At 40.9% G+C, this 24,595-nt stretch carries 18 protein-coding genes; 6 read left to right on the forward strand and 12 right to left on the reverse strand.

The window, feature by feature from the left end; all coding sequences use genetic code 11:
* Positions 1–8: 8 nt before the first annotated feature.
* The 4 genes from BQ5338_RS07545 to BQ5338_RS07560 form a co-directional block, all read right to left on the reverse strand.
* Positions 9–1,448 (reverse strand): TolC family protein, encoded by a 1,440-nt coding sequence (locus BQ5338_RS07545; protein WP_071146837.1) that lies wholly within the window; start codon positions 1,446–1,448, stop codon positions 9–11.
* Positions 1,438–5,280, reverse strand: a complete 3,843-nt coding sequence (locus tag BQ5338_RS07550; protein ID WP_071146212.1) for an efflux RND transporter permease subunit — start codon at positions 5,278–5,280, stop codon at positions 1,438–1,440. Before BQ5338_RS07550 ends, BQ5338_RS07545 begins: the two co-directional genes overlap by 11 nt.
* Before the next feature lie 58 nt (positions 5,281–5,338).
* A complete protein-coding gene (locus tag BQ5338_RS07555) occupies positions 5,339–5,899 on the reverse strand; it encodes a DUF3347 domain-containing protein (RefSeq protein ID WP_071146213.1) in 561 nt (186 codons plus the stop codon).
* 221 nt (positions 5,900–6,120) lie between these two features.
* Positions 6,121–6,507 (reverse strand): HYC_CC_PP family protein, encoded by a 387-nt coding sequence (locus BQ5338_RS07560; RefSeq protein WP_071146214.1) that lies wholly within the window; start codon positions 6,505–6,507, stop codon positions 6,121–6,123.
* A 321-nt stretch (positions 6,508–6,828) separates the two neighbouring features.
* Between BQ5338_RS07560 and BQ5338_RS07565 the strand changes: the two genes are divergently transcribed.
* The gene (locus BQ5338_RS07565) at positions 6,829–9,309 is read left to right on the forward strand and encodes a TonB-dependent receptor (RefSeq protein ID WP_071146215.1); all 2,481 of its coding nucleotides are present in this window, start codon (positions 6,829–6,831) and stop codon (positions 9,307–9,309) included.
* Between the two features lie 136 nt (positions 9,310–9,445).
* Here BQ5338_RS07565 and BQ5338_RS07570 read toward each other — a convergent pair whose 3' ends face one another.
* The 5 genes from BQ5338_RS07570 to BQ5338_RS07590 form a co-directional block, all read right to left on the reverse strand.
* Positions 9,446–10,501, reverse strand: coding sequence for a TQO small subunit DoxD (locus BQ5338_RS07570; RefSeq protein ID WP_071146216.1), 1,056 nt, complete (start codon positions 10,499–10,501; stop codon positions 9,446–9,448).
* A 587-nt stretch (positions 10,502–11,088) separates the two neighbouring features.
* Complete coding sequence (locus tag BQ5338_RS07575) at positions 11,089–11,553, reverse strand: methylated-DNA--[protein]-cysteine S-methyltransferase (protein ID WP_071146217.1); 465 nt, start codon at positions 11,551–11,553, stop codon at positions 11,089–11,091.
* Positions 11,554–11,565: 12 nt separating this feature from the next.
* The gene (locus tag BQ5338_RS07580; protein ID WP_071146838.1) at positions 11,566–12,381 is read right to left on the reverse strand and encodes an inositol monophosphatase family protein; all 816 of its coding nucleotides are present in this window, start codon (positions 12,379–12,381) and stop codon (positions 11,566–11,568) included.
* A 19-nt stretch (positions 12,382–12,400) separates the two neighbouring features.
* A complete protein-coding gene (locus BQ5338_RS07585) occupies positions 12,401–13,687 on the reverse strand; it encodes a hemolysin family protein (RefSeq protein WP_071146218.1) in 1,287 nt (428 codons plus the stop codon).
* Between the two features lie 129 nt (positions 13,688–13,816).
* Positions 13,817–16,195, reverse strand: a complete 2,379-nt coding sequence (locus tag BQ5338_RS07590; RefSeq protein ID WP_071146219.1) for a TonB-dependent receptor — start codon at positions 16,193–16,195, stop codon at positions 13,817–13,819.
* A gap of 112 nt (positions 16,196–16,307) precedes the next feature.
* Between BQ5338_RS07590 and BQ5338_RS07595 the strand changes: the two genes are divergently transcribed.
* Both BQ5338_RS07595 and BQ5338_RS07600 read left to right on the forward strand, forming a co-directional pair.
* The gene (locus tag BQ5338_RS07595; RefSeq protein WP_071146220.1) at positions 16,308–16,784 is read left to right on the forward strand and encodes a putative signal transducing protein; all 477 of its coding nucleotides are present in this window, start codon (positions 16,308–16,310) and stop codon (positions 16,782–16,784) included.
* A gap of 7 nt (positions 16,785–16,791) precedes the next feature.
* Positions 16,792–17,610, forward strand: coding sequence for an alpha/beta hydrolase (locus tag BQ5338_RS07600; RefSeq protein ID WP_071146839.1), 819 nt, complete (start codon positions 16,792–16,794; stop codon positions 17,608–17,610).
* A gap of 506 nt (positions 17,611–18,116) precedes the next feature.
* Here the strand turns inward: BQ5338_RS07600 and BQ5338_RS07605 are convergent.
* On the reverse strand, positions 18,117–19,529 hold the full coding sequence (locus tag BQ5338_RS07605; protein WP_071146221.1) for a S41 family peptidase: 1,413 nt from the start codon (positions 19,527–19,529) through the stop codon (positions 18,117–18,119).
* Between the two features lie 14 nt (positions 19,530–19,543).
* Positions 19,544–20,797: a S41 family peptidase gene (locus BQ5338_RS07610; protein ID WP_071146222.1), complete on the reverse strand. Its 1,254-nt coding sequence runs from the start codon at positions 20,795–20,797 to the stop codon at positions 19,544–19,546.
* 220 nt (positions 20,798–21,017) lie between these two features.
* On the opposite strand from BQ5338_RS07610, the gene BQ5338_RS07615 reads away from it, so the two are divergent.
* From BQ5338_RS07615 to mnmA, 3 genes are read left to right on the forward strand one after another with little or no spacing between them, the layout of a single operon-like run.
* Positions 21,018–22,304 (forward strand): O-acetylhomoserine aminocarboxypropyltransferase/cysteine synthase family protein, encoded by a 1,287-nt coding sequence (locus BQ5338_RS07615; protein WP_071146840.1) that lies wholly within the window; start codon positions 21,018–21,020, stop codon positions 22,302–22,304.
* A 17-nt stretch (positions 22,305–22,321) separates the two neighbouring features.
* Positions 22,322–22,789 (forward strand): GNAT family N-acetyltransferase, encoded by a 468-nt coding sequence (locus tag BQ5338_RS07620; protein WP_071146223.1) that lies wholly within the window; start codon positions 22,322–22,324, stop codon positions 22,787–22,789.
* Positions 22,790–22,795: 6 nt separating this feature from the next.
* Positions 22,796–23,860, forward strand: a complete 1,065-nt coding sequence (gene mnmA / locus BQ5338_RS07625) for a tRNA 2-thiouridine(34) synthase MnmA (RefSeq protein WP_071146224.1) — start codon at positions 22,796–22,798, stop codon at positions 23,858–23,860.
* 27 nt (positions 23,861–23,887) lie between these two features.
* Here the strand turns inward: mnmA and BQ5338_RS07630 are convergent, their stop codons facing one another.
* Positions 23,888–24,547, reverse strand: coding sequence for a response regulator transcription factor (locus BQ5338_RS07630; RefSeq protein WP_071146225.1), 660 nt, complete (start codon positions 24,545–24,547; stop codon positions 23,888–23,890).
* Between the last annotated feature and the right edge of the window lie 48 nt (positions 24,548–24,595).

Consider the following 24,595-nt stretch of genomic DNA (forward strand, 5'->3'; position numbering starts at 1 on the left):
ATTATGCATTAAAAGGTAGTGGATACTAGTTTTTGGATTCCGGCCACCATAGTGTTATAAGATGCTATTGACTCACTCTTTCTCAAATTATAGTCCAGCATTTGCCGCTCTACTGCTATCACGTCTGTTAATGATGTGTTACCGGCTGAAAAGCTTCGCACCATTACCTGATAGATGGATTGTGAAAGAGTGTATTGCTCGGTGTAAAGAGTTACTTTGCGGGAAGCATCTTCGAGTTGTTGCTTTAATCCAGTGTATTCGGCCTGAAGTTTGTTCACTGTGTCGTCATACTTCATTCTTCTGGATTGATAATTGAACTGACTTTCCCGTTGTTGAGCATTGTACTTACGGCGAAAGATAGGTAGAGTGATTTTTACCATCGGCATAATCATATCGTTACCATTCATAGCTGCCATCGTATCGGTACCTCCGGTTTTTTTGCCGATTAAGGAATATTGCAATCCTATGCCAAACATGGGATAACTCATCCTTTTATCCATCACTCTTTTTGCTTCGTAAGCATTGCCTTCAGCTTCGAGCATGGCAAGCATTGGGTTTTGAGTAGTGATGGTATCGAGCATAGCTCTATCGTCAGTACTAAATAGTACTTGTTGAAGCGAATCGGGTACGGTAACTGAGAGCTGTTGAGGACGGTTGAGCAAGGCATTGAACCGGGCTTCGGCCGCTTTAGTGTCCGAGAGTATCGTTCCCAACTTATTTTCTAACTCTTTCTTTTCTAACTGAATTCGTAGTACATCAGACAGGCTGCTACTAGTGCCACTACTCATAGAACTTGCTTGCATGGAATTCATACTATTTGTTGCAGGCGGAACAGAACTCTCTTGAGTCGTTCCTCCCCCCATGCTTTGCATACCTCCTCCGACAATAGTTGCTGGCTGCTGAGCAGCAGATGAAAAGCTGCGCTGAGAGTTTCCCCCTCCTGTAGGTGAGGAGAAACGCGTCAGAGCGAGTTGTTCCAACTGATTGAGCAGAACTAAGTGCGCTTGCGTATTCTTCCGTTGCTCGCGGAGATTGCTGAGCTGATACCATTGACTTTTTACTTGATAAAAGAGATCGTTTCGACTTTCGCGAAACTTTTCGTATGCCATTTTAGTCATCTCTGTAGCTTCGTTCTGGGCAGCACTGCGTGTACCAAACCATGGGAACATTTGCATCAATGTAAAGTCGGCTATTTGCTTTCCGTTAACCACTTCCATTGGTTTCAAGAAGAAGCCGATTTCGAGTTCAGGATCGGGATATGCACCTGCCTGAGTTACTTTCTCCATGGAAGCCTTGTAACTAGCAAAGTCAGCATTAATAAGCGGATTATTGCGAACTGCCGTTTCCAGATAATGGGAGAGACTGTCTGTCTGTTGCGCATACCCAGTCAGGGTTAGTATCATTACTAATCCACCGGATAAGAAACGTTTTAAGTTTTTATTCTTCATCATTTGTTTCCTCCTGCATTTTAGATTTTTTCTTAATAGCACTTTCTCGCCACCAGCATTGAAGTACGGGCACTACAAACATGGTCATGGACTGGATGAGCATGCCACCAAAAGTTGGTATGGCCATCGGTATCATGATGTCGGAGCCTTTGCCGGTAGAGGTCAGTACGGGTAGCAGAGCAATGAGCGTGGTTGCTGTGGTCATTGCAGCAGGGCGAACACGCTTCAATCCGGCTTCTATTACTGCTTCGCGAATGTCGTGTTTAGTCTGCGGATTTTTATGAAGGAAGGTTTGATGTATATATGTTCCCATCAATACTCCATCATCTGTAGCCACTCCAAACAAGGCAATGAATCCTACCCAGACAGCTACACTGAGGTTAATGGTGTGCATCTGGAAGAGGTCGCGTATATTCTCTCCTCCCACAGAGAAATTCATAAACCAATCCTGTCCGTAAAGCCACAGTAAAATGAAACCTCCTGCGAATGCCACAAAGACACCTGAAAAGTGGATCAGTGAAGCGGTTACGGTTCTGAACTGGAAGTAGAGTATTAGTAGTACAATGAGTAGGGCGAGTGGCACCACAATAAGTAAACGACTGGTAGCTCGTGCCTGTTGTTCATAGTTGCCGGCAAACTTATAAGTTACACCTTTTGGGAGTTTTAGTTCTCCGCTGGCTATCTTCTGTTTGAGCACCTTTTGAGCTTCATTAACTACGTTCACCTCGGCTTTCCCGTTCTGCTTGTCGAATATCACATATCCCACAAGGAAAGTGTTTTCACTTTGAATCATTTGTGCACCTTTTGTATACTGTATATCCGCTACTTCTTTTAGAGGAATTTGTGCACCGGTAGCAGTGGGGATCAACAATGTAGACAATTCTTCGGGGCTATTCCGTAGCTCCCTGGCATATCGCAGACGGATAGGAAAGCGTTCTCTTCCTTCGACTGTTTTGCTCAGTACCATACCTCCCACAGCAGCACTTAGAATTTCTTGTAGGTCGGCTACTTTCAAGCCATATCGTGCCATATTCTCTCTGTTGAGTTTAATCTCCAGATAAGGAGCACCTACAGCACGGTCATAGAATACGGAAGACGGAATAATAGACGGCACAGACTTTAACGCTTTTTCCATGGCTTTGCCTCCTTGCTCAATAGTCTCGAGGTCTGGACCGTATATTTTGAGTCCCATGGGTGCTCGCATACCTGTGGAGAGCATTACCAACCGGGCTTCAATCGGTTGAAGCTTTGGTGCGGAAGTGACTCCAGGCAAATGTGTTACGTTCACAATCTCTTGCCAGATGTCGTTTGCATTCTTTATTTTTGGTCTCCATTGGCGGAAGTAATTTCCATTCTTATCGGGAATCAAACTATCTGCCGGTATGCGGCGGAAACCATCAGATAGTTTGTAGGTAATACCCCCTTTTAGGAGATAGGCACCTTCTCCGTTCATTTTGAATCTCTCCCGCTGGCCGTCTTCATCTAAAATATATTCCGGACGATAGTTAATCGTGTTCTCAAACATCTGAATCGGTGCTGGGTCGAGTGCCGAATTGCTCCTTCCCCATTTACCTACAGCTACTTCCACTTCGGGAATTGCGGTCAGACGTTTATCCAAAGTTTTGATGTATTCCATATTTTGCTCTACTCCTGTATGAGGCATACTGGTGGGCATAAGTAAGAAGGAACCTTCATTGAGCGAAGGCATGAATTCTTGTCCCACACCCGGAAAAGTTTTGGATGCTGCCTGCCACAGACTTGTTTGTCGGAAGCTCTTCCATCCTACAGCCTCAAAGCCTGAAGCTACGAACCCGAAAGTAGTATTGAAACCAATCCATATCACAATGCCTAAGACAATCGTAGTGCTGGGTATAAGCATAAATTGCCATCTGTGAGCCAGACACCACCGGAGGATACGCTCGTAGTAAAGAACAAGTGTCCACAAGATGCTTAGAATGATAGCTACACAACCCGCTACAAATAGGGCATTAGAAAGAAATCCTTTCTGAGGCCCCATCGGTAGCCAAGCACCAGATAGATAAAAGATAGCTACTACCAGTGCAATACCTATATTTATATAGGTACTGCTCTTCGGCTTTTTCCAATAACTGGCGGTCAGGTTATTGGCTCCAACTGCCACTAACCCCAAAGCCGGAAGGCTTCCATAAACGATGGATAAACCAATACCCGCAACAACCAATACATAGTTGAGTACTTTGCGGATGAGCTGGGAATTTATTTTAATGGAAAATAGATAGTAGGCAATGGTCGGGAGCAGAATGAGTCCTAACACGAAGGCAGATGCCAGTGCATACGATTTTGTATAAGCTAATGGAGTAAACAGTTTACCTTCTTGAGCCTGCATGGCAAACACCGGTAGGAAACTGACTATGGTTGTTGCCATGGCGGTGGCAATGGCACCGGACACTTCGCTGACAGCTTGATAAATTAGGTTCACAAACTTCTTACCTGCCCTGATACCTTTGTTTTCGGGCATTTCCATGTATCGAATAATACTCTCCACAAAAACTACCCCGACATCCACCATCACTCCGATGGCAATGGCGATACCCGATAGAGCTACTATATTTGCCGCCACTCCCGTATAACGCATGATGATGAATGTAGACAGTACGGCTATCGGTAGCATACCAGCTATGATGACAGAAGATCGGAGATTAAGTACCAACACGATGATGACGATAATACAGATCAATATTTCGTGGGTAAGCGAAGTTTCCAATGTGCCGATAGTCTCTTTTATTAAACTTGTACGGTCATAGAAAGGAACGACTGTTACTTTAGAGACGCTACCGTCTGCTAATGTTTTCTGAGGCAGTCCTGCTTCCATCTCTTTAATCTTTGCCTTTACGTTGTTGATTACTTCCAAAGGATTAGATCCATAACGTGCAACGACTACTCCACCCACAGCCTCAACTCCTTCTTTGTCCAATCCACCTCTACGCGTACCAGGTCCAATGTTAACAAAAGCTACGTCGGATATTCGAACGGGCGCACCCTCTCGTACGGTAATTACAGCATTCTCTAAGTCTGAGATGTTTTTCACATAACCCAAACCGCGGATAAGATATTCTGCTTTGTTGATCTCCATCGTTTCTGCACCGATGTCTAGGTTACTCTTCTTAACTGCATCCATGATGTCCATTACAGATACATTGAATGCACGCATGGCATCAGGGTTAAGCTCAATCTGATACTCTTTAACAAATCCTCCGGCAGAACTAACTTCAGAGACACCTTCGGCCGATGAGAGCGAATACTTTACGTAGAAATCTTGAATGGTGCGCAGCTCTTCGGCATCCCATCCACCGGTAGGTTTTCCTGTTTTAGGGTTCCGTCCCTCAAGTGTATACCAATATATCTGTCCCAATGCAGTAGCGTCGGGCCCAAGTGAGGGCTGTACTCCTTCTGGCAAAGTCCCTTTGGGCAAGGAGTTCAACTTTTCGAGTACCCGAGAGCGGCTCCAGTAAAACTCTACATTGTCATTAAAAATAATATAGATGAACGACATGCCAAACATGGAAGTACTACGGATGGTTTTTACACCCGGAATGCCCAGTAAGGAAGTTGTTAAGGGATATGTAATCTGGTCTTGAATGTCTTTTGGGGAACGTCCCATCCATTCGGTAGCCACAATTTGCTGGTTATCACCAATATCGGGAATTGCATCTACCGGTATTGGGTCTCTGGGTATAATCCCTCCGTGCCAATTGAAGGGTGAAGTCGATATACCCCACACCACAATCAACAATAATAAGAGTATTGTAACCAGCCTGTTATCAAGGAAATAACGAATGATTTTATTAATCATGAGTTACTGATTTTAAAGATGAAACAAATGAAGAAAATACTCCGAAACGTAAGGTCTCTTATTTTAGGGTCTCTTTGATGCTTCCACAAGTGAGCATTTGACTTCCAAAATAAGGATTGGCTATTTTCTTTTCACTTGTTAGCCAGTAGGCTCCTTTTTCGTCATTAGCCATGGGGCAGAAAGCTGCATAAACAGCTCCTTTATTCAGCACACCTTTCCTGAAAATTGAAATTAGTTCGTTGCTAATAGATGAGAATTCCTTACGCTGAGCATCTATTGTTTTTGCTGACGCTATTTTCTTTGCAGTGATGGTTATGCTTGCGGCAGCCGGAAGTACTTTAGCTGTTGCTGATAAAGAAAGAGCGGCCTTTTGTGCTGCTTGGAGATTGTCTGTTATTAATGCCTCATATAGCACGTGGTAGCTTTTATAGAGGGCTTCTACTTTAAGATCTTTAAATTCTACACTTGTTTGCGCACTTGCACCGGATGTGGCATCATAATGTGCCGAATGACGAATGTCTGCTGTTTGCTGGATATGAAGATTATTTGCGGAAAATAGTGTAGTAGTAAAAGCCAGGCTGAAAAGTATAATACAGCTTTTGTTGAATAGATTTTTCATTTTGTAAATGTTTAAATCGTTATAGTATATGATAATTGAATTTCATACTTATTTAGCTTTAGGACGTGGGGCACTTGTACAAGAACCGTTATTATCCTATAGTAGAAAAGTTGAAATATAAGGCTATACTTCTTGTCTCTCTTGTGTGGAAACAAAAATAATACAGCAATAGTTTCATGATACTTTAATTAATTACCGTAAAACTAATATACATGAGCGATTTAAATCAGAAATGTGCAATTATGAATGAATAGCGGAACGCTACTGCAATCAGGTGGAGATTTTTGCGGAACATAAGCTATATTGCATTGTTCGGGAGCGAGCAATGAATTCCATTCGGAGATGTCAAATAATAAAGTTGTAACGGAAGGAACGAAATCGGTGATGCTTAAATGCGCTACCTCCTGATCTAATGATAGCTTAATCAGTTTTGTATCAGTGGAACAACATTTGTGAGTATCGTGCTTCATGCCACATGCCGGACATACTGCTTCCTGCCATAGACTTACATCGGCAAGTTTGCCCATGCAATAATGGTAGTTAATCGTTATTCCTGAAGAAATAACGATGTACAGCAACATGAATATGGTTAGCAGATACTTTCTCATTTTGATTCTACAGATTCTAGAATACTTTTATAAAGATAACGCTTATCGCTTTATTTAAGTTGAAAATCGCCTTCTTTTTATATTTAATTATTATAATGTGTTCCAATGAGAATATCGTTAAATCGTTATAATATCTATTGAAGTTTTAATTTATAGTTAAAGCGTTGATCCTTCATTAAACTTTTTCTCTACTATTGGTATCAAAGTTAAATTAATAATGGAAGGGCCTGTTTGATTGACAGAAAACAATATTGATGACTTAACTGTTTCTTTGATTCTATTATAATAGCAGGCCTTTGAAATTCTAGACTAATTAATTGTATGAGACGAATAGCAATCTTTTTTTTATTAGCTTTATCCGTGTTAACTGTTTCTGCCGAATCAGTTAAAGGCGGTCTAATTATCGGCAAAGTATTGGATGCCGGAAGTAAACAACCTCTTGAATTTGCCAATATTAGTCTTCGTAAGGCCAATGGGAATAAAGAGTTTATTAAAGGTGCGGTGGCTGACCAGACAGGTTTATTTCGTCTGGATGCGCTAACGAACGGAAATTTTATAATTAGCATCACAGTAGTTGGTTACACGCCATTTGAGAAAGAAATTTCTATTGGAAGTAATCAAAAGAATATAAATCTGAAGAATGTATTGCTGAAGGAAGACACTCATTTATTGAGTGAGGTTCAGGTTGTGGGACAACGTTCTCAAATGAAATTTGAGATTGATAGAAAAGTCTTTAATGTGGATCAGAATTTGGCTACTACCGGAGGATCGGCCAGCGATGTATTGAGTAATATACCTTCGGTGCAAGTCGATCCTGAAGGAGAGGTGTCGTTACGCGGAAATGCTAGCGTGACGGTATGGATCAATGGAAAAGAATCGGGCCTTTCCGCCGAAAATAGAGCTCAGGTATTGGAACAGCTTCCTGCAGAATCCATCGAAAGAGTGGAAATTATCACAAATCCTTCGGCTAAGTATAATCCTGAAGGAACTGCTGGTATTATCAACATTGTACTGAAGAAAAATAGAAAAGCAGGCTATTATGGTAGTGTTCAAGCGGGGGTGGATACAAAAGGTGGATATAATGCCGGTGCTAACGTTAATTATAGTAGTGGAAAATTTGAGACTTTCCTAAACATAGGAAAACGTTTCAGAAAGCGAGATGGAGAAGGATATACAAATCGTACTAATCTCAATGAGGATGGCTCATCTTCCAGTTATTTAAATCAGTTACGTAGTAATGAGGATGCTGGAGGCCCTTATATGGCACGGACAGGTGGCACTTATCATCTTACCGATAAAGACCATTTAGGCCTTAATCTTTTCGGGTTGCTTGGGAGTGGAGATGAAACTGATCGATTGATCTACGAAGGTAATATACCTTTATCCTTTACTAAAAGTCAGCGCATTTCAAAAGCAAATAGAAATATTCATGTAGGTAATATAGAGTTAAATTATAAACGGGATTTTAGTGAGAAAAGTAATTTGGATGTTTCGGCTTCTTATAATATTTTTGCTTTTAATCCTAAAAGTAACTACAGCCAGAATTCGATTTTTGCTGATGGGAGTGAATCTTCTTCTTATCAGTTCCAAAATAATGATATGAACCGTACTCAATGGGAGTTTCAAGCTGACTATGTAAATGAGTTTGGCAATCAAAATAAGATAGAAGCCGGCTATAAAGGCGATTTTACCAAGATGAAAAGTCCGGTGGAGACGTATGGTGGAATATCAGAAGCGTCGGCCGTATTTAATGAAGATTTATATAACCGATTCACATATGATCAGGATGTGCAAGCTTTGTATACTACTTATTCAAAGAAAATTAATAAATTTGGATTGCAGTTAGGTTTGCGTGGGGAATATACGCGAACAACTACAAATTCTTTAGGCTATGGACAGACGAATGCTCAGCAACCATCTTATAAAGATAATTATTTTTCTTTGTACCCGAGTATGTTCTTGTCGTATCAGTTGCCGGATAATAATGAAGTTCAGCTAAACTACTCTCGTCGCGTATCCCGACCATGGGGTAGGCAACTTAATCCATTTATGGATCTTACCGACTCGACTAGTATCTCTTATGGTAACCCTTACTTGGTACCTGAATATTCTAACTCATTGGAGTTGAATTACATCAAGAATTGGGAGAGCCACACTTTGTCAGCTTCACTTTATTATCGGAGTACAGACAATGTGATTCAGCACATTAGCTATCGTGATGGCGATATCATGAAGAGAACTTATGACAATGTGGCTAAGTCGCAATCTGCAGGAACGGAGTTAATACTTAAAGATAATCTTTTCCGTTTTCTTGATCTTACCACTACGTTGAACTTTTATTATAACAAGTTGGATGGCTTTACTTATCTTCCTGAAGGAGTTACTACATCAATTGTGGGCAATGCGGATGAAAACTTTTCTTGGAGTGGACGAATGATAGCCAATGTAATGTTACCTTATGCTGTTTCTCTACAGGCTACAGGAAACTACGATTCTCGTCAGATAGTGGCTCAGGGATATACGAAGCCTAGCCATTCTATTGATTTGGGGCTTAGAAAATCGTTTCTTGATCGTAAATTAAGCTTGACCATTAATACTCGCGATATACTAAATTCCCGCAAGCGTATTACTGTGACTTCCGGATCAGGTTTCTCGCAAGAGTCTATGTTTGCCCGTTCGGGACGTGTTGTAGGTTTTACACTTACTTATAACTTTGGTAATATGAATGCCGGAAAGAAGGGAATGAAGCAAGACAAGCAACAGCAAGGAGCGGAAGATAATTCCATGGAAGAAGGTTTTTAGGTAATCGAACTTTTTCGCAAATATATATAATACAACTGAGAGGAGCGGAACATTTTCACAAGAAATGCTCCGCTTTCTCTTTTATAGTAAACCAAAGGAAGATCGTAAAACCATTTCTTTTGATATTAACAGGCTTTTAATGAGTAGATTGAGAAGAGAGTGTAACCTGTTGTTCCCATGTTATTCCACTTATATCTGTCAGTTTGATTTTGTAATTGCCTTCCGGCAGATTTAGTAGAACAGCGTCTTTTATACTCAACCTAGCTTTAGCACCCAAAGGTATAATGAGACTATGCTTGCCAGGCTTTACCTTTGTTACATAGCTGTTTTTTATATCTTCTTTTGGGAATGCTGCTAAATGATTATTATCCCGTTCCAAAACAATATTCCCTTTACTATCTGTTAGCGTGATGCCTATTAGGAAAGAACCATAAACATCCACTCCCTCTACTCTGTAGACCGTAAATGCCAATTCATTCTGGTTGAGGCTTGCTTCTGAAAGTTCAATCTTAGGAGTGACTGATTTATTATGTAGCTTACCCCATACTCCGTTGTGAAAATACTGATTGGTAAAGAGTGCTATGAAGAGAATGATAAGAGAACCTGTTAGCACACTCCTGTTGAGTAGTTTCGGGGCTAAAGGAAGATTCCCTGAAGCAATCCACGGAAACCATCTACTCTGGACAATGCCCAGTTTCTTATTTATGAGCAGTTGATCTAACGAATACTTTCCACTGCCTGAAAGGAAAATAGTAAAACCTGCGGCAACGCCTAGTATACCTATTTGCCATTCGTCCAGGCAAGTAGTGCCGAGCCAACCGGAACCTAATAAGATACCAGCTGCAAGGCTTAGTACTCCGAAACTCATTAATCGTGTGAAGAGTCCTAACATGAACAATAGGCCTACTATGCCTTCTATGATGGTGAAAGCCACCATAGCCCACCACAAAGATTCGGGATTGCTAACTAAATATTCGATGATTGGCTTAATGCCCAATGCGTTGGGGAGAAAATGATTAAATTTCTCTCCGATATATCCTGCTTCATCCGGAGAGAGTTTATTCTCGAGGATTAAGCGTCGCCAGAAAGCGGAGAAATAGGTCCAGCCAACAACCAGACGAAGGGATAATGTAAAAAGAGCAAGAGAGGAATACGCATGTTGCATTCCTGTCAGATGATTTGATTGTGTCATATTTGATCTGATTTAAATTTGTTTTCTTCAATAAAAAAAAAGAGGAAGTTTTGTGCTATTTTCTTTGAAGTAATAGAACAAAATTAAACAGATGAATCAAATCAGTAATGTTCTAAAAAGGATAAATAATGGAGCTCGGCAAGCAATATTATTTACTGTTTGCGATCGCAACGAAGGTTGGATTGTGGATAAGGGGGTGAATGAATAGAGAAAGGAAAGAGTTGCACAAGTTTTCCGAGAATTATCCGGATGTCCTTGTTGTGTAGAGGTTTTTTTTGTTTTTTGCAACACAACGATACAACTCCTTGTCTGGTTAGGCTTTTCTTTAGCTGTTTGCGAGCTAAAGGGTATGCCTAGCTGTTGCTTAATCTCTTGCTTTATAGGGCAATTGATCAGCAATAAGACCAGCAGTGGGTAGAGGATGGACGAAATTATATATTTATTCTTTTGTTGCATTATTCTTTCTCACTAACTCACTGTATCTGTGAATATTACAAATATAGGAAGTATTTTCTGAAGCTCGTTTGTTAGCATTCATTTTTTAAGAAAGAATAAAGCTTTTTTATTCGAAGTATTGATGTTACGGGCTATGGCTTTTTCTTCTCTACTTCGAGTAGCCTCTTTTTAATCTCCAAACCACCGGCATAACCAACCAAATCACCACTCGCTCCTATTACCCGATGGCAGGGTACAACTATGGGGATAGGATTACGGTTATTTGCCATTCCCACTGCGCGGGATGCTTTTGGATTTCCCGCTGCTATAGCTACCTGTTTATAACTCCATGTCTCTCCGTAGGGAATACTTTGGAGTACATGCCATACAATCTTTTGAAAAACGGTTCCCTGCGGATTGAGTGGCAAGTCAAATTGTTTTCTCGTGCCACTGAAGTACTCATTAAGCTGTTGAAAAGCTTGCTTGGTAAGTGCTGTTTCCTGTTCAATTCCGGTACCTTCGACAGCATCTTTAAAAGATATTTGTGTAATGCTCTTTTCGTCGGCGAAGATGCAGAGCTTGCCGATGGGTGTGGAGTAGGTGTAATAGTAAATCATTATAGTAAGGTGTTAAGGGTGAAACTGTTGAATAATATTTAGCAAATCTTGGTGAAGTTTGCCATTACTAGCAAGGACTTCCCGGCCGGAGTAAAATGAATCACTATTAGAAAAATCCGTTACTTTTCCACCTGCATTCATTAAAATAAGAGAGCCGGCAGCAATGTCCCACGGTCCTAAAAAAGCTTCGATGCGAGCCTCAAATCGTCCGGCAGCAATGTAGCAAAGTTCTGCGGCAGCAGCCCCTTGTATACGAGTACCACCCACTTTTCCGTAAAGACTATGTATTAGATAATCGGCCATGGGTTTATAAGCATTGAAATTATAGGGTAGGCCTAATTCAATAAAAGCGTCGTTTATAGAAGATATGTCAGACACTCTGATCTCTTCCTCGTTCAAATAAGAGGGTGCATCTTTATACGTCCAAAAGCATTCGCTGCGGCATACCTCGTAAACAACACCGAGCAATATTTCATTTCGGTTTCTTAGGGCAATGCTTACACAATACGGTGCATTATCGTGAATAAAGTTGGTTGTTCCATCTAGTGGATCAATTACCCAGCAGTATTCTTCTGTAGAAAGTTGGCCGGAACCCTCTTCAGCTATAAAACCAGCTTCGGGCAGTAATGCCGAGAGTTGAGCTACTAAGCGCCTTTCCGATTCTTTATCTACATACGACACATAGTCGTGGCTGTTTTTCTCTTCTACACGTTCTCTGCGAAAATTCTTTCGCTCCTCGCCTAAGAAAGTACCTCCTTCAATGGCTATGTCACGAACTTTTTCGGTGAGCAAGGCTAATTCGGAACTATTGTTGGGATCTAAATTCATTGCAATTCGTTTTTTTATATTATTTCTCTTTTTTGATGACGAGTAGTTTATCCACTCTGCCATTATCCATATCGATGATTTCAAATAGGAGATTCTTGTAAGAAAATGCATCTCCTACACGGGGAATGCGGCCAATAAAAAACATCGCCATTCCACCTAAAGTAGTAAAGCCTTCAGCTTCTAGGTCTTCATTATTTGAAATTCCCATTTCATCCATGAAATCGCTTACATTCATGGAGGCCTCTACAAGCATGGAACCATCCTGCCTTTTTACTATTTCTTCTTCCTCCGTCTCATCTTCTTCGAGTATATCTCCAAAGATGCTCTCTGTCAGATCGTGTAGGGTAATAATCCCTTCGGTGCCGCCATATTCATTCACCACTACACCAAATTTATTTTTATTCTTTTTAAATAGTTCCAATACTTTTTTCGCATATAGGCTTTCAGGAATGTATAATGGTGTACGAGCGATGCTCTTGAGATCAAATTCTCTATTACTACCTATCATCAGAATAATATCTTTTACCGAAACCACTCCAATGGTTTCGTCTTTGTTCATATCTACCAGCAGATAGTTACTGAAATGTCTTTTATCTATCGTATCCAATGTTTCTTCTAGCGTGTCTGTGGGAGATAGCACCACCAGATCTTTGCGGTAAGTCATTAGTTCATTAGCTCGTTTGTTTGAGAAGCGAAATACGTCTCGGAGCATTTCGGTTTCGTCTTTATCTATTACTCCCTGTTGAGAACTTTGGTGCAGAATCGTGCGAAGTTCTTCGTGAGTTAAAGGGCGCTCTTCGGTTTCTTTCATGCCTATAATCTTGTTTATGAAGCGAGTAGAAATACTCAGCAGCAAAACGAATGGAAATGAAATTTTGGTGAGTAAGGTCATGATCGGACTTAGTGCTAAGGCGTAACGTTCGGGATTGGCAAGCGCGATAGATTTGGGTACCAGTTCACCTATAATTAGTGACAGGTATGTGATAATGGATATCACAGTTATCATCGATAAATCACTTGCGTAAGGAGCAGTAGCAGGCATTTTCTCGAAAAGAGGAGTTACGTAATCGACCAACGTTACTCCACCGAATGCTCCCGTAATGATACCGATGAGCGTGATACCTATTTGAATCGCGGAGAGAAACTTTTCGGGCTGCTTGAGTTGCTTTAATACTGTTTTTGCAGCTTTGTCTCCTTTTCCGGCTAAGGTTGCCAATCTAGTTTTGCTGGATGCGACAAGTGCTGTTTCATACAAAGCGAAAACGCCGTTTAAAACAAATAAAAGAAGAATGATAATGAATTCCATAAATGTTTAGGATGGATTTGAAAGTGGAAATTTAGCTGATTTTAAGATACTACGCAAACAATTGCACTGATTATTGATAATTTTATCTGAAAGTAATTTATTTATAATGGAACAAGGCTCTTAATACTTTTAGAGTTCAACTGTAATTCCTATTGTGGGTAGTATAGTGCCGCTTTCTTTCTTGATGTATTTCATTTGGTATCGTTGTTCGGCTAGTGGCGCTGTGGGGTTCTCGATTACCCCTGTACTCATAAGTATATCCGGTTGCTTGAACTTACTGCCACTTATATTTTGTATGTCAATATAAAACCCTAACATGCAGCGACCAATATAATATGTTTTGTCTACCCTAACATCTATCTGTCCAAAGTTAGGCAGGCGTTCAGTGTTGTATCTTGAATAGTCATAATAAGGTTTACCTTGAGCATTCCATGCGCTGACGAGTGATGACCTATCTGTATCATACGGAGTATAAGGCGCACCTCCAATGTAACTAATCTTCATCCCCGCACTCCAGTTGCGCGGCAGATTATAGGTACCATTGAGATTGAATATGTAGCGATTATCCCAAGCAGAAGCCATGTATGGTGCTTCTTTACTGTTCCGATATTCACTTTTGAAGAGCGTGAAAGAAGACGATAAGTTAATCTTTTGCGCTACAATCCATTTCAGGAGTAACTCCATACCGTAGGAGCGACCTTCAGCGGTGGATAGTAATGCTTCGTTGCCTACTACTCCATAGTCATTGCCTTTGCAAGCCAGCGGAATGCCGTCTGCAATAGAGTAGGGGATGTTATCGTAATCTTTATAAAAACCTTCGGCCGAGAATTCCATTTTATTATTAATGCGCCAGCTCAGTCCAATGTTCTTTTGGCTGACGGACATGTAGCGGAGGTTTGCTTTATTGACTAGTACTCCGTCATTATCTTTAAATCCTATACTTGTATAGGCTGGAAGTTGATAGTATAGCCCGACACTTCCATTCAGATAGAGTTCAGTAGTTAAACGATAAGAGAGTGATAAACGTGGAGAAAGCTGCTTGCTAATATCCTTCATTTCATCGGAATAGTTGTTAGCGTCCGTTCGCATACCGAGTGATGCACTAAAGCGATCGTCTGTTGATTCGTAGGTTATCTTGCCGAAGATTCCCCATTTTACCAGGTTCATCCATGCGTGATAGTCTATGGTTTCTGCTTCGTTAGTGTATCTCTTTTGATAGGTATCATTTGAGTATTGCACATAGTCTACTTTAGCTCCGAAAGAAATTTTGGTAGATCCTATGGTAGAAGAGTTCTCCATGCGAAACTTTGTTTCTTGTTCGGTGGATCGCAGTTTCAAAGAAAGATTCTCTTCACTGCTTTCATCATTATCAGTGTACTTTGTGTTTCGGTTGTTCATGTAACTATGACTTAGCACGATCGTTTGCACATGGTGTCCCGCAAAATGTTTGTACACACCGCCCAGAGTAAAGGTTTCCTGTTGAATTTTTGGTAAATATCCTAGGATATACTTCGCATCTTCACCGTCCGGATCTTTATTTAAGCGCATGTTATCGATGCCGGCAAGTCCTAATAGCGTTAGCTCGTTGGCGGAGTTCAAACGGGTTTTCAACTTGAACTGCGCATCAGTATATGTAGGCAAAAAGGGCAGACCAAGTGCCTTGAAAAGAAATTGTAAATAAGATTGGCGAAGAGAAACCAAATAAGAAGTCTTTTTCCCCAGATGTCCGTTCGACGTCAGCGATGCCTCGGATGCACCTAAAGTCGCTTTAAATGAATTCTTTTCCATGTCTCCGTCACGAAGTTTAAAGTCGAGCACGGAGCTCATTGCATTACCTTTTTCAGCAGGAAAGGCTCCTGTATAGAAGTTTACTTCACGAATGAGATCAGCATTGATAATGCCTACCGGTCCTCCTGATGCTCCTTGTGTACTAAAATGATTGATGTTGGGAATCTCGACCTCGTCCAGATAAAAACGATTTTCTGAAGGTGCACCTCCACGGACTATCAAATCATTGCGATAACCTGCGGGAGAGAAGGCCACGCCGGGATAGGATTGTACTATGCGAGAGATGTCGCGATTTGCTCCCGGACTTTTCTCTATTTCTTGCAAACCGATGGTGCGAAGGCTAACAGGACTTTCAGCTCTTCGCCGAAAAGGAGAAGCAGTGACGGTGATGCCGGATAGTTCTGTTGGATTCTCCTCGAGCTCTATGGTGATATGAAGGTCTTTGGTGGAAAGAATGTATTCCGAGGTTATTGTTTCTTTGTAGCCAAGGGCAGAGGCTTGTAAGCGATAGATACCCGGCTTTAACAGAGGAATAGAAAAGTGCCCCGTAGAATCGGTACTTGTACCTGTGCTTGTGCCCAGTGCCACAACATTCACGAACTCCAGCGGTCGCCGACTAGTATTGTCAATCACTACACCTTTTATCCGATGCATTGGTTGAGCCAAAGTAATGAAAAGAGTAAAACTCAGAAGAATGGATGATACAATGATACGTTTCATATATTCGTAGTGGTTTTATGTGATTATTCAACAAACTAAAGTAAAAAAAAGTTTTCATTTTCGTTTTAAACCCTTACTTTTGTCTTTTCAAACCTCTAAATTTCAGACGCTTATGAAAACTATTCGACTGACTACGTGTGATAATGCAATACAAGCTCATTTGTTGCAGGGAGCTCTTGAGAACGAAGGGATCAAATCTATTTTGCATAATGAAAACTTTTCGACCTTGCTTCCTGCTTTAGCCAATATTATGGGTGGTGGCGTACAGGTGCTAGTGATGGAATGTGATCTAGAGAGAGCACTTGAAATACTATATCGCAACACTCCTCTAGATAAGAAGTATTGTCCTTATTGTGGTTCGGAAGATATTTATATTTCATTAGGTAAACGCAAATATTCAAAACTCTTTTTTGCTCTCTTTTCAGGTTTGTTAGCAGGTACACCATTGGGTAACATACGCAGTGTATATCAATGTAGTGTGTGTCGTAAGGACTTTGATGTTCCCGCCGAATATCCTTGCATTGAAAAACCGAATGAGGTGGCTGATGAAAGTTTCAACAATGTAACAGTTAATGATTCTAATAAATAAAAAAAGTATGCTTAGAAAAAGAAATCTTTTACTTGCCTTGCTTTTATTGGCGGGGCTTTCGGTACAAGCGGCAAAAGTCGATACCTTAATGGTAAAAAGTCCTTCGATGAATAAGGAGGTACAGGTAGTGGTGGTTACACCCGATGCGGCAATGGGAAAAAAAGCGGTGAGTTGTCCGGTGATTTATTTGCTTCATGGATATAGTGGCAACGCGCTTTCGTGGATAGCTCTGAAACCCGAATTACCGCAGATAGCCGACGAGAAAGGCATTATCTTTGTCTGTCCTGATGGTAAGAATAGCTGGTATTGGGATAGCCCCAAGAATCCTCAATATAAGTATGAAACATTTGTTTCGTCAGAGTTGGTACAATTTATTGATCAGCATTATAAAACGATAGCTGATCGTAAAGGACGTGCTATCACGGGACTTAGCATGGGGGGACATGGTGCTTTGTGGCTCTCATTTCGTCATAAAGATGTGTTTGGTGCAGCAGGAAGTACCAGTGGTGGAGTAGATATTCGTCCCTTTCCTACCAATTGGGAAATGACTACTCAACTGGGCGAATTTGCTGCTAATAAGAAATCGTGGGATGAGCATACGGTTATCAACCAGATAGATAAAATTCAGAATGGAGATTTAGCTCTTATCATCGATTGTGGAGAGAGTGATTTCTTTCTGGCGGTAAATAAAGATTTGCATGAACGTCTTTTGGGACGCGGCATCAATCACGATTTCATTACTCGCCCCGGGGTGCACAATGGCCCATATTGGCAAAATTCTATTGATTACCAGATTCTCTTCTTCAGCAAATACTTTACGAAGTAAGGAATCATAGAACATATCATCCAGTTATAAAGCCTGCCTTGCCGATACTTTGTTGGTAGGGCAGGCTTTAGTAATAATAGTACTAAAAGTGCTTTTTTGAGCTCATTCTTGTCAAGACTAGATTTATACATTCTTAACGGTGGGCATTCTTTATGCTAAAATATGCTCTTATGCTAACGAGTAATAGGAGGTGTTTTCGATGAAGAAGGGTGAAGTAGCAAGAGACGGTAGCAGATTCTAGAAGTGCAACCGTCTTTTTGAAAAGTGCAACCGTCTTTTGAGTAATCACAACGGTTCATTTGGGTGAAAATAAAGGTTCTTTGGAAGAGAATACGGTTGAGAGTAATAAAAAAAGGAAGAACTTTGAGCTTCTTCCTTTTACCGTAGTTTAATTTGAAACTACTTAATGATTATGTTGACAAAGATAATACATTAACTCACCAAAGTCAAGTCTTTCTGTTGAAAAGATGCATGCGCTCATACATTAATATAAGTACATTGTCAGCTTATCGAATGATCACTCCGTTGCTGTCCTTTCTATCCAATGAAGAAGCGATTTTCTTTAAATTCATCGAACTACGTGTAACGGATTTTGTAGCAGTTACCGTAGGAGTCCCGCCTATTAAGCCAAGAGCAGTACTTAAGAGCAATTCATTCGTGTCACCAAATGGGAGAAATTTATCCAGTGTTTCAGCTTCGTCACGTTTATAATCAGGAATAAAGCCTACTTTACCATATTCTGATTTACCACTTGCATTGTATAGTTTGCACACAATAGGTTGGAGAAGCCAAGGATACTTATCATCAGTGTAACTTACAGAACCTACATTCTTTCCTTCTGTCGTTTTACCTATCACAACTACCTCCATGTATGGCTTTAAACAATTGATAACCAGTTCGGAAGCGGAAGCTGTTTCAGCACTCACTAAAACATAGATTGTTTTTAAGTCAAGGTTTATTCCGCCGTTCAATAAACTAGATCTCAACGTAATCGATTCACTTTGAGGACTTTGATTATCATTGTATTGCAATGTACAGAACGTTTTTCCTAATGCACTTGCAGGGGCCAATATAGTTGAGAGTAACTGTGCCGAACTTAGCAAGCCACCATTGTTGTACCGCAGGTCGAGAATAAACTCATTTATACCTTTAAATGTATTTGATAAAGAAAGAAGCTCTTTGTTATATTTGGTGTCTTCATCAGTCTGCCCGGCTGTAAAATGATTATAGACCAGGTAGCCGACTTTTCTCCCATTCCAAGGGATAATTGTGTGATAATGCACTGGATCATCTTCTATTTTACGTGCAGCGCCTAGTTGAGTCTTTTCAGTCTGCGTGACAAATTTGCCATTACTATATTTTGCAATACTCAATTCCATTGCACTTGAACCATATAATACTTTATAATTACTTGTTGTGATAGAATCTGCATTCATTGTGAGAATCCAGTCGCCACGTTTTAATCCAGCTTCATCAGCGGGGCTATTGGGAGCTACATAAAGCAAATGCGCAGCAAACGTAACTCCATCACGTCGCAGTTTATAGAATATAAACTCAAATCCATAACTCTGCTCTAAGTTACTGATAGCTTTTGTGATCGTAGAGGTGCTCTCTATGTATGAGTAATAATAATGTTTTCCGTTTGAATCTTCATCTCCATCACTAGTCGATAGAAGCGATGAAAAGAACGTTTCCGGATCAGCGCTAAAATTAAGTTTACTTTGAGCAGGCATATCCGCATACCAGAGGTAGTTTTCACGCATGGTACTTTCAATCCATGCGTTCACACCAGTTTTTTCTGTAGGATCTATAATAAGTCCTGAATCATCGTCGTTGTCACCATCTTTGCAAGATGCATTCCCAATTAGCAGAACAATTAAGAGGAGAAATATGGGTAATTTATCTTTTATTTTATTCATAATATTAAGGAGGATTAATTAGAGGTTGTTGTAGGGGGAGTGTAAGTACCGTCGATGATGCTTAGTGCCGTGCCAAGAAGCAATTCTTTTGTGTTTCCAAAAGGTAAGAAACTTTCGAATGTCTCTCTACTTTCTATAACCACATAGTTGGGAATGAATCCGCTTTCGTAAGTGTCACCTTTTGCATTGGATAATTTGCATACGGCAATGTGAATAGCCCACATATATTTACTGTTTGTATAAGTGTCTAAGCCAAGATTGTTTCCTTTGGTTGCTGCTCCAATAACCACTACATTCATATACGGTTTGAGGGCACTGATCAGTAACTCTGCATTTCCGGAAGTCGTAGCGCTTACTAGCACGTATATTGTTTGTAGGTTTAAATTGGTTCCGGTACTTATCAAACTAGCATCAAAAGTGTTACTTACTTCCTGAGGGCTTTTTTTGTTATTGTATTTCATTGTACAGAAAGTTTTTCCAAGTGCACTTTCCGGTGCAAGTATTGTTCCCAATAGCCTGGCGGAGGGCATCGTACCGCTGTTGTTATAGCGAAGGTCGAGAATAAAGTTACTGACTCCTGAAAATTCTTTAGATAGACTGAGTAATTCGTTATTGTATGTCTCATCGGAATCGCCGATTCCTGCCGTGAAATGGTTATATACCAGATAACCAACTGCCTTTCCATCCCATGTAAAAACACTGTGGTAATAAATCGGATCATCCTTTGTGGCGCGAGCTACACTGAGTTGTTTGATCTCTGATGTTCCCAACTTACCATTGGCGTACTTGGCAACGCTAACTTTCAACGTACTTCCCTCGTCAAGAGCTGTTGAGGTGGTTGTCGTGATGGAGTCTCCGTTTATCGTTGTAATATAGTCTCCTCTGCTTAATCCAGCTTCAGAAGCCGGAGAATCTGCTATAACATAAAGCACTTGCGCTACATAGGCTTTTTTTGTTAGTTCGTATAGCTTATATTTTAGCCCGTAGTTATAATTGGTTGCTGTAAGGTCTTCTACAAAGGAATAACTGTCTTTACTCGTTGATACCGATTTGAGAAAGGTTGCCGGAGCGTTGAAGTAATTTAACTTAGATGTGGCCGGTATGTCTTCATACCAGTAATACTCTTGACGCATGGTGCTGTCAATCCAATGGTCTAATTCCGTTTGTTCTACATATTCTTTTCTCCGGTCTTCACCGCTACATGATGCGAAAGAGGTACAAACTGTCAGAATAAGCAAGATGGAATATATACTATTTTTAGCGTTCATTTCTTTACGATATTATTGTACGTGTTGCAAATATAGTTGATTCTATTCTCATCAGCTTAGATTATTCATTGAAAAAACAATAATTATAGACCAACTACCATAATCGTGGTATGAAAATGCCTTGAATGTGCGATTTTACCACTATGCATCTGCTGCTATCTTTGCATTATCAGACTTTAATCAAATAGATTATATAGAACTAACAAAAATAAGGAAGCTCATGGGAACAAAGAAATTGCATTTTGAGACACTACAACTACATGTAGGACAAGAAAATCCGGATCCGGCAACAGATGCACGCGCAGTGCCTATTTACCAAACCACATCGTATGTGTTTCGCGACTCGGCTCATGCGGCTGCTCGTTTCGGTCTGCAAGACCCGGGAAATATTTATGGTCGGCTGACAAACTCCACGCAGGGGGTACTTGAAGATCGCGTGGCAGCTCTCGAAGGAGGAGTAGCCGGATTAGCATTAGCTTCGGGTGCAGCGGCAGTGACGTATGCCATCGAGAATATTACCCGTTCAGGAGATCACATAGTAGCTGCTAAAACAATCTATGGAGGGTCTTATAATCTATTGGCTCATACATTGCCAACCTACGGAGTGACCACTACGTTTGTTGACCCGTCTGATCTTGGCAATTTCGAGAAAGCTATTCAACCTAATACCAAAGCTGTCTTTATTGAAACTTTAGGTAATCCTAATTCCAACATTATTGATATTGATGTTGTAGCAGCTATTGCGCATAGGCACAAAATTCCGCTTATTATAGACAATACTTTCGGCACTCCTTATCTCATTCGTCCCATCGAGCATGGTGCAGATATTGTTGTTCATTCGGCTACTAAGTTTATTGGCGGACACGGTACTTCACTGGGAGGCATCATCGTAGACTCCGGCAAGTTCGACTGGGTAGCTTCCGGTAAGTTCCCTCAACTTACTGAACCCGATCCGAGTTATCATGGCGTTCGCTTTGTGGATGCAGCGGGTTCCGCTGCTTATGTGGTAAGAATACGTGCCATATTGTTGCGTGATACGGGTGCTGCTATCAGTCCTTTTAACGCTTTTATTTTGCTACAGGGCTTGGAAACGCTATCTTTGCGTGTAGAACGTCACGTGGAAAATGCTTTGAAGGTGGTAGAATACCTTTCGAAACACCCCAAAGTGGCTGCTGTGAACCATCCTGCATTACTCGATCATCCGGATCATGCACTTTATAAACAGTATTTCCCTAAAGGGGCAGGTTCTATTTTTACTTTCGAGGTGAAAGGCGGTACCAAGGAAGCGCAGACATTTATTGATAGTTTGGAGATCTTTTCATTGTTGGCCAACGTGGCTGATGTGAAGTCACTGGTTATACACCCGGCAACTACTACTCACTCTCAGTTGAATGAGAAGGAGTTGGCCGAGCAGGGGATCAACCCCGGTACAGTTCGCCTTTCTATCGGAACGGAACATATTGATGATATTATTGATGATTTAGAACAAGCATTTAGCAAAATTTAATTAATAATCAAGCATGAATGACTGAGCTAAGAATTGAACTATATAAGTCCGCTTATCTCAGAGATTTTGTCCGCCTTAATTCAGAATGGATACAGACTTTCTTTCATTTGGAAAGCTCTGACCGAGTCGTACTTAACGACCCCGAAGGATACATTCTGAAGCAAGGTGGACAAATATTCTTTGCCGTAAACGAACAAGGAAGGCCTGTGGGATGTTGTGCACTTATCAATCATCCTTCAGAAGAATGCTTTGAGCTTGCAAAGATGGCCGTTTCGCCTCATTACCAAGGAAAAGGCGTTGGACGTTTACTCGGAGAAGCGGCGCTTGCTTATGCAAGGGGGCAAGGAGTGAAAACTGTTTTTTTGCAAGGAAATACTCGTATGGTAGCTTCCATAGTGCTTTATCGAAAGTTGGGTTTCAAGGAAGTACCTATTAGCAGAGCTGCATATAGTAGATGTAACATTATGATGGAATTGGATTTATAAGAAGATATGAATATTGCAACATTATTATCGGGAGGTGTAGACAGCTCTGTTGTCGTACACCTTTTGTGTGAACAGGGCCATAAGCCCACTCTTTTTTATATAAAGATAGGTATGGACGGAGCGGAATACATGGATTGCTCTGCCGAAGAAGACATTGAACTAGCTACGGCCATTGCCCGCAAGTACGGACTGAAACTGGAGGTGATAGATCTCCATAAAGAGTATTGGGATGGGGTGGCGAGTTATGCTATAGATAAAATAAAAAAAGGGCTTACTCCGAATCCGGATGTGATGTGCAATAAACTCATTAAGTTTGGTTGCTTTGAGCAGCAGGCAGGCAAGGATTTTGATAAAACAGCTACCGGACACTATGCTACTACAGTAGAGAAGGAGGGTAAGATATGGCTGGGTACTGCCAAGGATCCGGTGAAAGATCAAACAGACTTTCTTGCTCAGATAAATTATCTTCAGGTATCTAAATTGATGTTTCCCATTGGAGGATTGATGAAGCATGAGGTTCGAGATATTGCTTTGAAGGCTGCATTGCCTAGTGCTCGCCGTAAAGATAGTCAGGGAATCTGTTTCCTTGGAAAGATTAACTACAATGATTTTGTTCGTCGTTTCTTGGGGGAGAAAGAAGGCGCGATTATCGAATTAGAAACAGGCAAGCGTATCGGCACGCATCGTGGATATTGGTTTCATACCATCGGACAGCGTAAGGGACTAGGCTTGAGTGGCGGTCCATGGTTCGTCATCAGAAAGGATATTCAGGAAAATATTATTTATGTGTCTCATGGGTATGACGTTGAGACACAATATGGTTATCAATTCCGTATGCACGACTTCCATTTTATCACCGATAATCCTTGGGAAGAGCAGGGAGAGGAACACGACGTTACCTTCAAAATACGTCATACTCCTGAATTCCTGAAAGGACGACTAACTCGCATAGGAGATGATTATCAGCTTGTTTCTTCAGAGAAGTTACAAGGCATTGCTCCCGGACAGTTTGGTGTAGTATATGACAAAGATGCACGCATCTGTTTCGGTAGCGGAGAAATAGCTGGTTAAACAATCAAATAAGTGCCGGATATTACGCTAGATGTAATATTCGGCCAAATCTATAATTCCCGCACGGATGGCATACTTAGTCGCTTCGTGCACATTGTTCACTCCCAACTTGCGAAAGATATTCTTGCGGTGACTATTAATGGTATGAAAACTTAGATTCTTCTCTGCCGCAATTTCTTTTGTCGTCTTTCCCAATGCAATTTCTTTTAGTATTAACTTTTCACTTTGTGTTAGCAAACGATCGTCTTGTATAGCCGAGGATGTAGGTACACTGTTGCCGCTAATCAGCATGTTGCTTACGTGATTGCAGATGAAACGCTCTTTTCGAGAGGCACATTGCAGGGCTGTTGTTATCTCTTCTTTCGAATTATCTTTCATGGCAACACTGAAGGAAGTACCAGAGAATAAAACCTGACGCAAGAAATTCATGCTCAGCTCCTCAGAAAAGAGCAACCAATCCACTTCTTTGAAGCGCTCGTGTAGCACGATTAACTCTTCTGCTCCTCCAAAATCAAAAAGGGTATAATCCAGTACGACCACTGCTTCCTGATGTAGACGTAATTCCTTTATCAACTCAGCTTTGTTGTCAGCTTCCAGTAGTAAACTAACATCTTTCTGCCTGCTAAGCAGAAACATCAATCCTGCTTTGGAAATATCTTGGTTATCTGCAATGATATACTCTCTCATGTTTTTCCTTATTTAAAATAAAGCTCTACGTGCAAAAATACACTTTTC

This window comes from Bacteroides ihuae, assembly GCF_900104585.1.
Taxonomy (GTDB): Bacteria; Bacteroidota; Bacteroidia; order Bacteroidales; family Bacteroidaceae; genus Bacteroides; species Bacteroides ihuae.

Excerpts from the sequence above, each read along its gene's own strand:
- BQ5338_RS07610 (WP_071146222.1), bottom strand. The coding sequence starts at position 20,797 with ATGAACGCTAAAAATAGTATATATTCCATCTTGCTTATTCTGACAGTT.
- mnmA (WP_071146224.1), top strand. The coding sequence starts at position 22,796 with ATGAATATTGCAACATTATTATCGGGAGGTGTAGACAGCTCTGTTGTC.
- BQ5338_RS07575 (WP_071146217.1), bottom strand. The coding sequence starts at position 11,553 with ATGATTTACTATTACACCTACTCCACACCCATCGGCAAGCTCTGCATC.
- BQ5338_RS07600 (WP_071146839.1), top strand. The coding sequence starts at position 16,792 with ATGCTTAGAAAAAGAAATCTTTTACTTGCCTTGCTTTTATTGGCGGGG.
- BQ5338_RS07570 (WP_071146216.1), bottom strand. The coding sequence starts at position 10,501 with ATGACACAATCAAATCATCTGACAGGAATGCAACATGCGTATTCCTCT.
- BQ5338_RS07590 (WP_071146219.1), bottom strand. The coding sequence starts at position 16,195 with ATGAAACGTATCATTGTATCATCCATTCTTCTGAGTTTTACTCTTTTC.
- BQ5338_RS07560 (WP_071146214.1), bottom strand. The coding sequence starts at position 6,507 with ATGAGAAAGTATCTGCTAACCATATTCATGTTGCTGTACATCGTTATT.
- BQ5338_RS07545 (WP_071146837.1), bottom strand. The coding sequence starts at position 1,448 with ATGAAGAATAAAAACTTAAAACGTTTCTTATCCGGTGGATTAGTAATG.
- BQ5338_RS07565 (WP_071146215.1), top strand. The coding sequence starts at position 6,829 with ATGAGACGAATAGCAATCTTTTTTTTATTAGCTTTATCCGTGTTAACT.
- BQ5338_RS07605 (WP_071146221.1), bottom strand. The coding sequence starts at position 19,529 with ATGAATAAAATAAAAGATAAATTACCCATATTTCTCCTCTTAATTGTT.
- BQ5338_RS07580 (WP_071146838.1), bottom strand. The coding sequence starts at position 12,381 with ATGAATTTAGATCCCAACAATAGTTCCGAATTAGCCTTGCTCACCGAA.
- BQ5338_RS07620 (WP_071146223.1), top strand. The coding sequence starts at position 22,322 with ATGACTGAGCTAAGAATTGAACTATATAAGTCCGCTTATCTCAGAGAT.
- BQ5338_RS07630 (WP_071146225.1), bottom strand. The coding sequence starts at position 24,547 with ATGAGAGAGTATATCATTGCAGATAACCAAGATATTTCCAAAGCAGGA.
- BQ5338_RS07550 (WP_071146212.1), bottom strand. The coding sequence starts at position 5,280 with ATGATTAATAAAATCATTCGTTATTTCCTTGATAACAGGCTGGTTACA.
- BQ5338_RS07555 (WP_071146213.1), bottom strand. The coding sequence starts at position 5,899 with ATGAAAAATCTATTCAACAAAAGCTGTATTATACTTTTCAGCCTGGCT.
- BQ5338_RS07585 (WP_071146218.1), bottom strand. The coding sequence starts at position 13,687 with ATGGAATTCATTATCATTCTTCTTTTATTTGTTTTAAACGGCGTTTTC.
- BQ5338_RS07615 (WP_071146840.1), top strand. The coding sequence starts at position 21,018 with ATGGGAACAAAGAAATTGCATTTTGAGACACTACAACTACATGTAGGA.
- BQ5338_RS07595 (WP_071146220.1), top strand. The coding sequence starts at position 16,308 with ATGAAAACTATTCGACTGACTACGTGTGATAATGCAATACAAGCTCAT.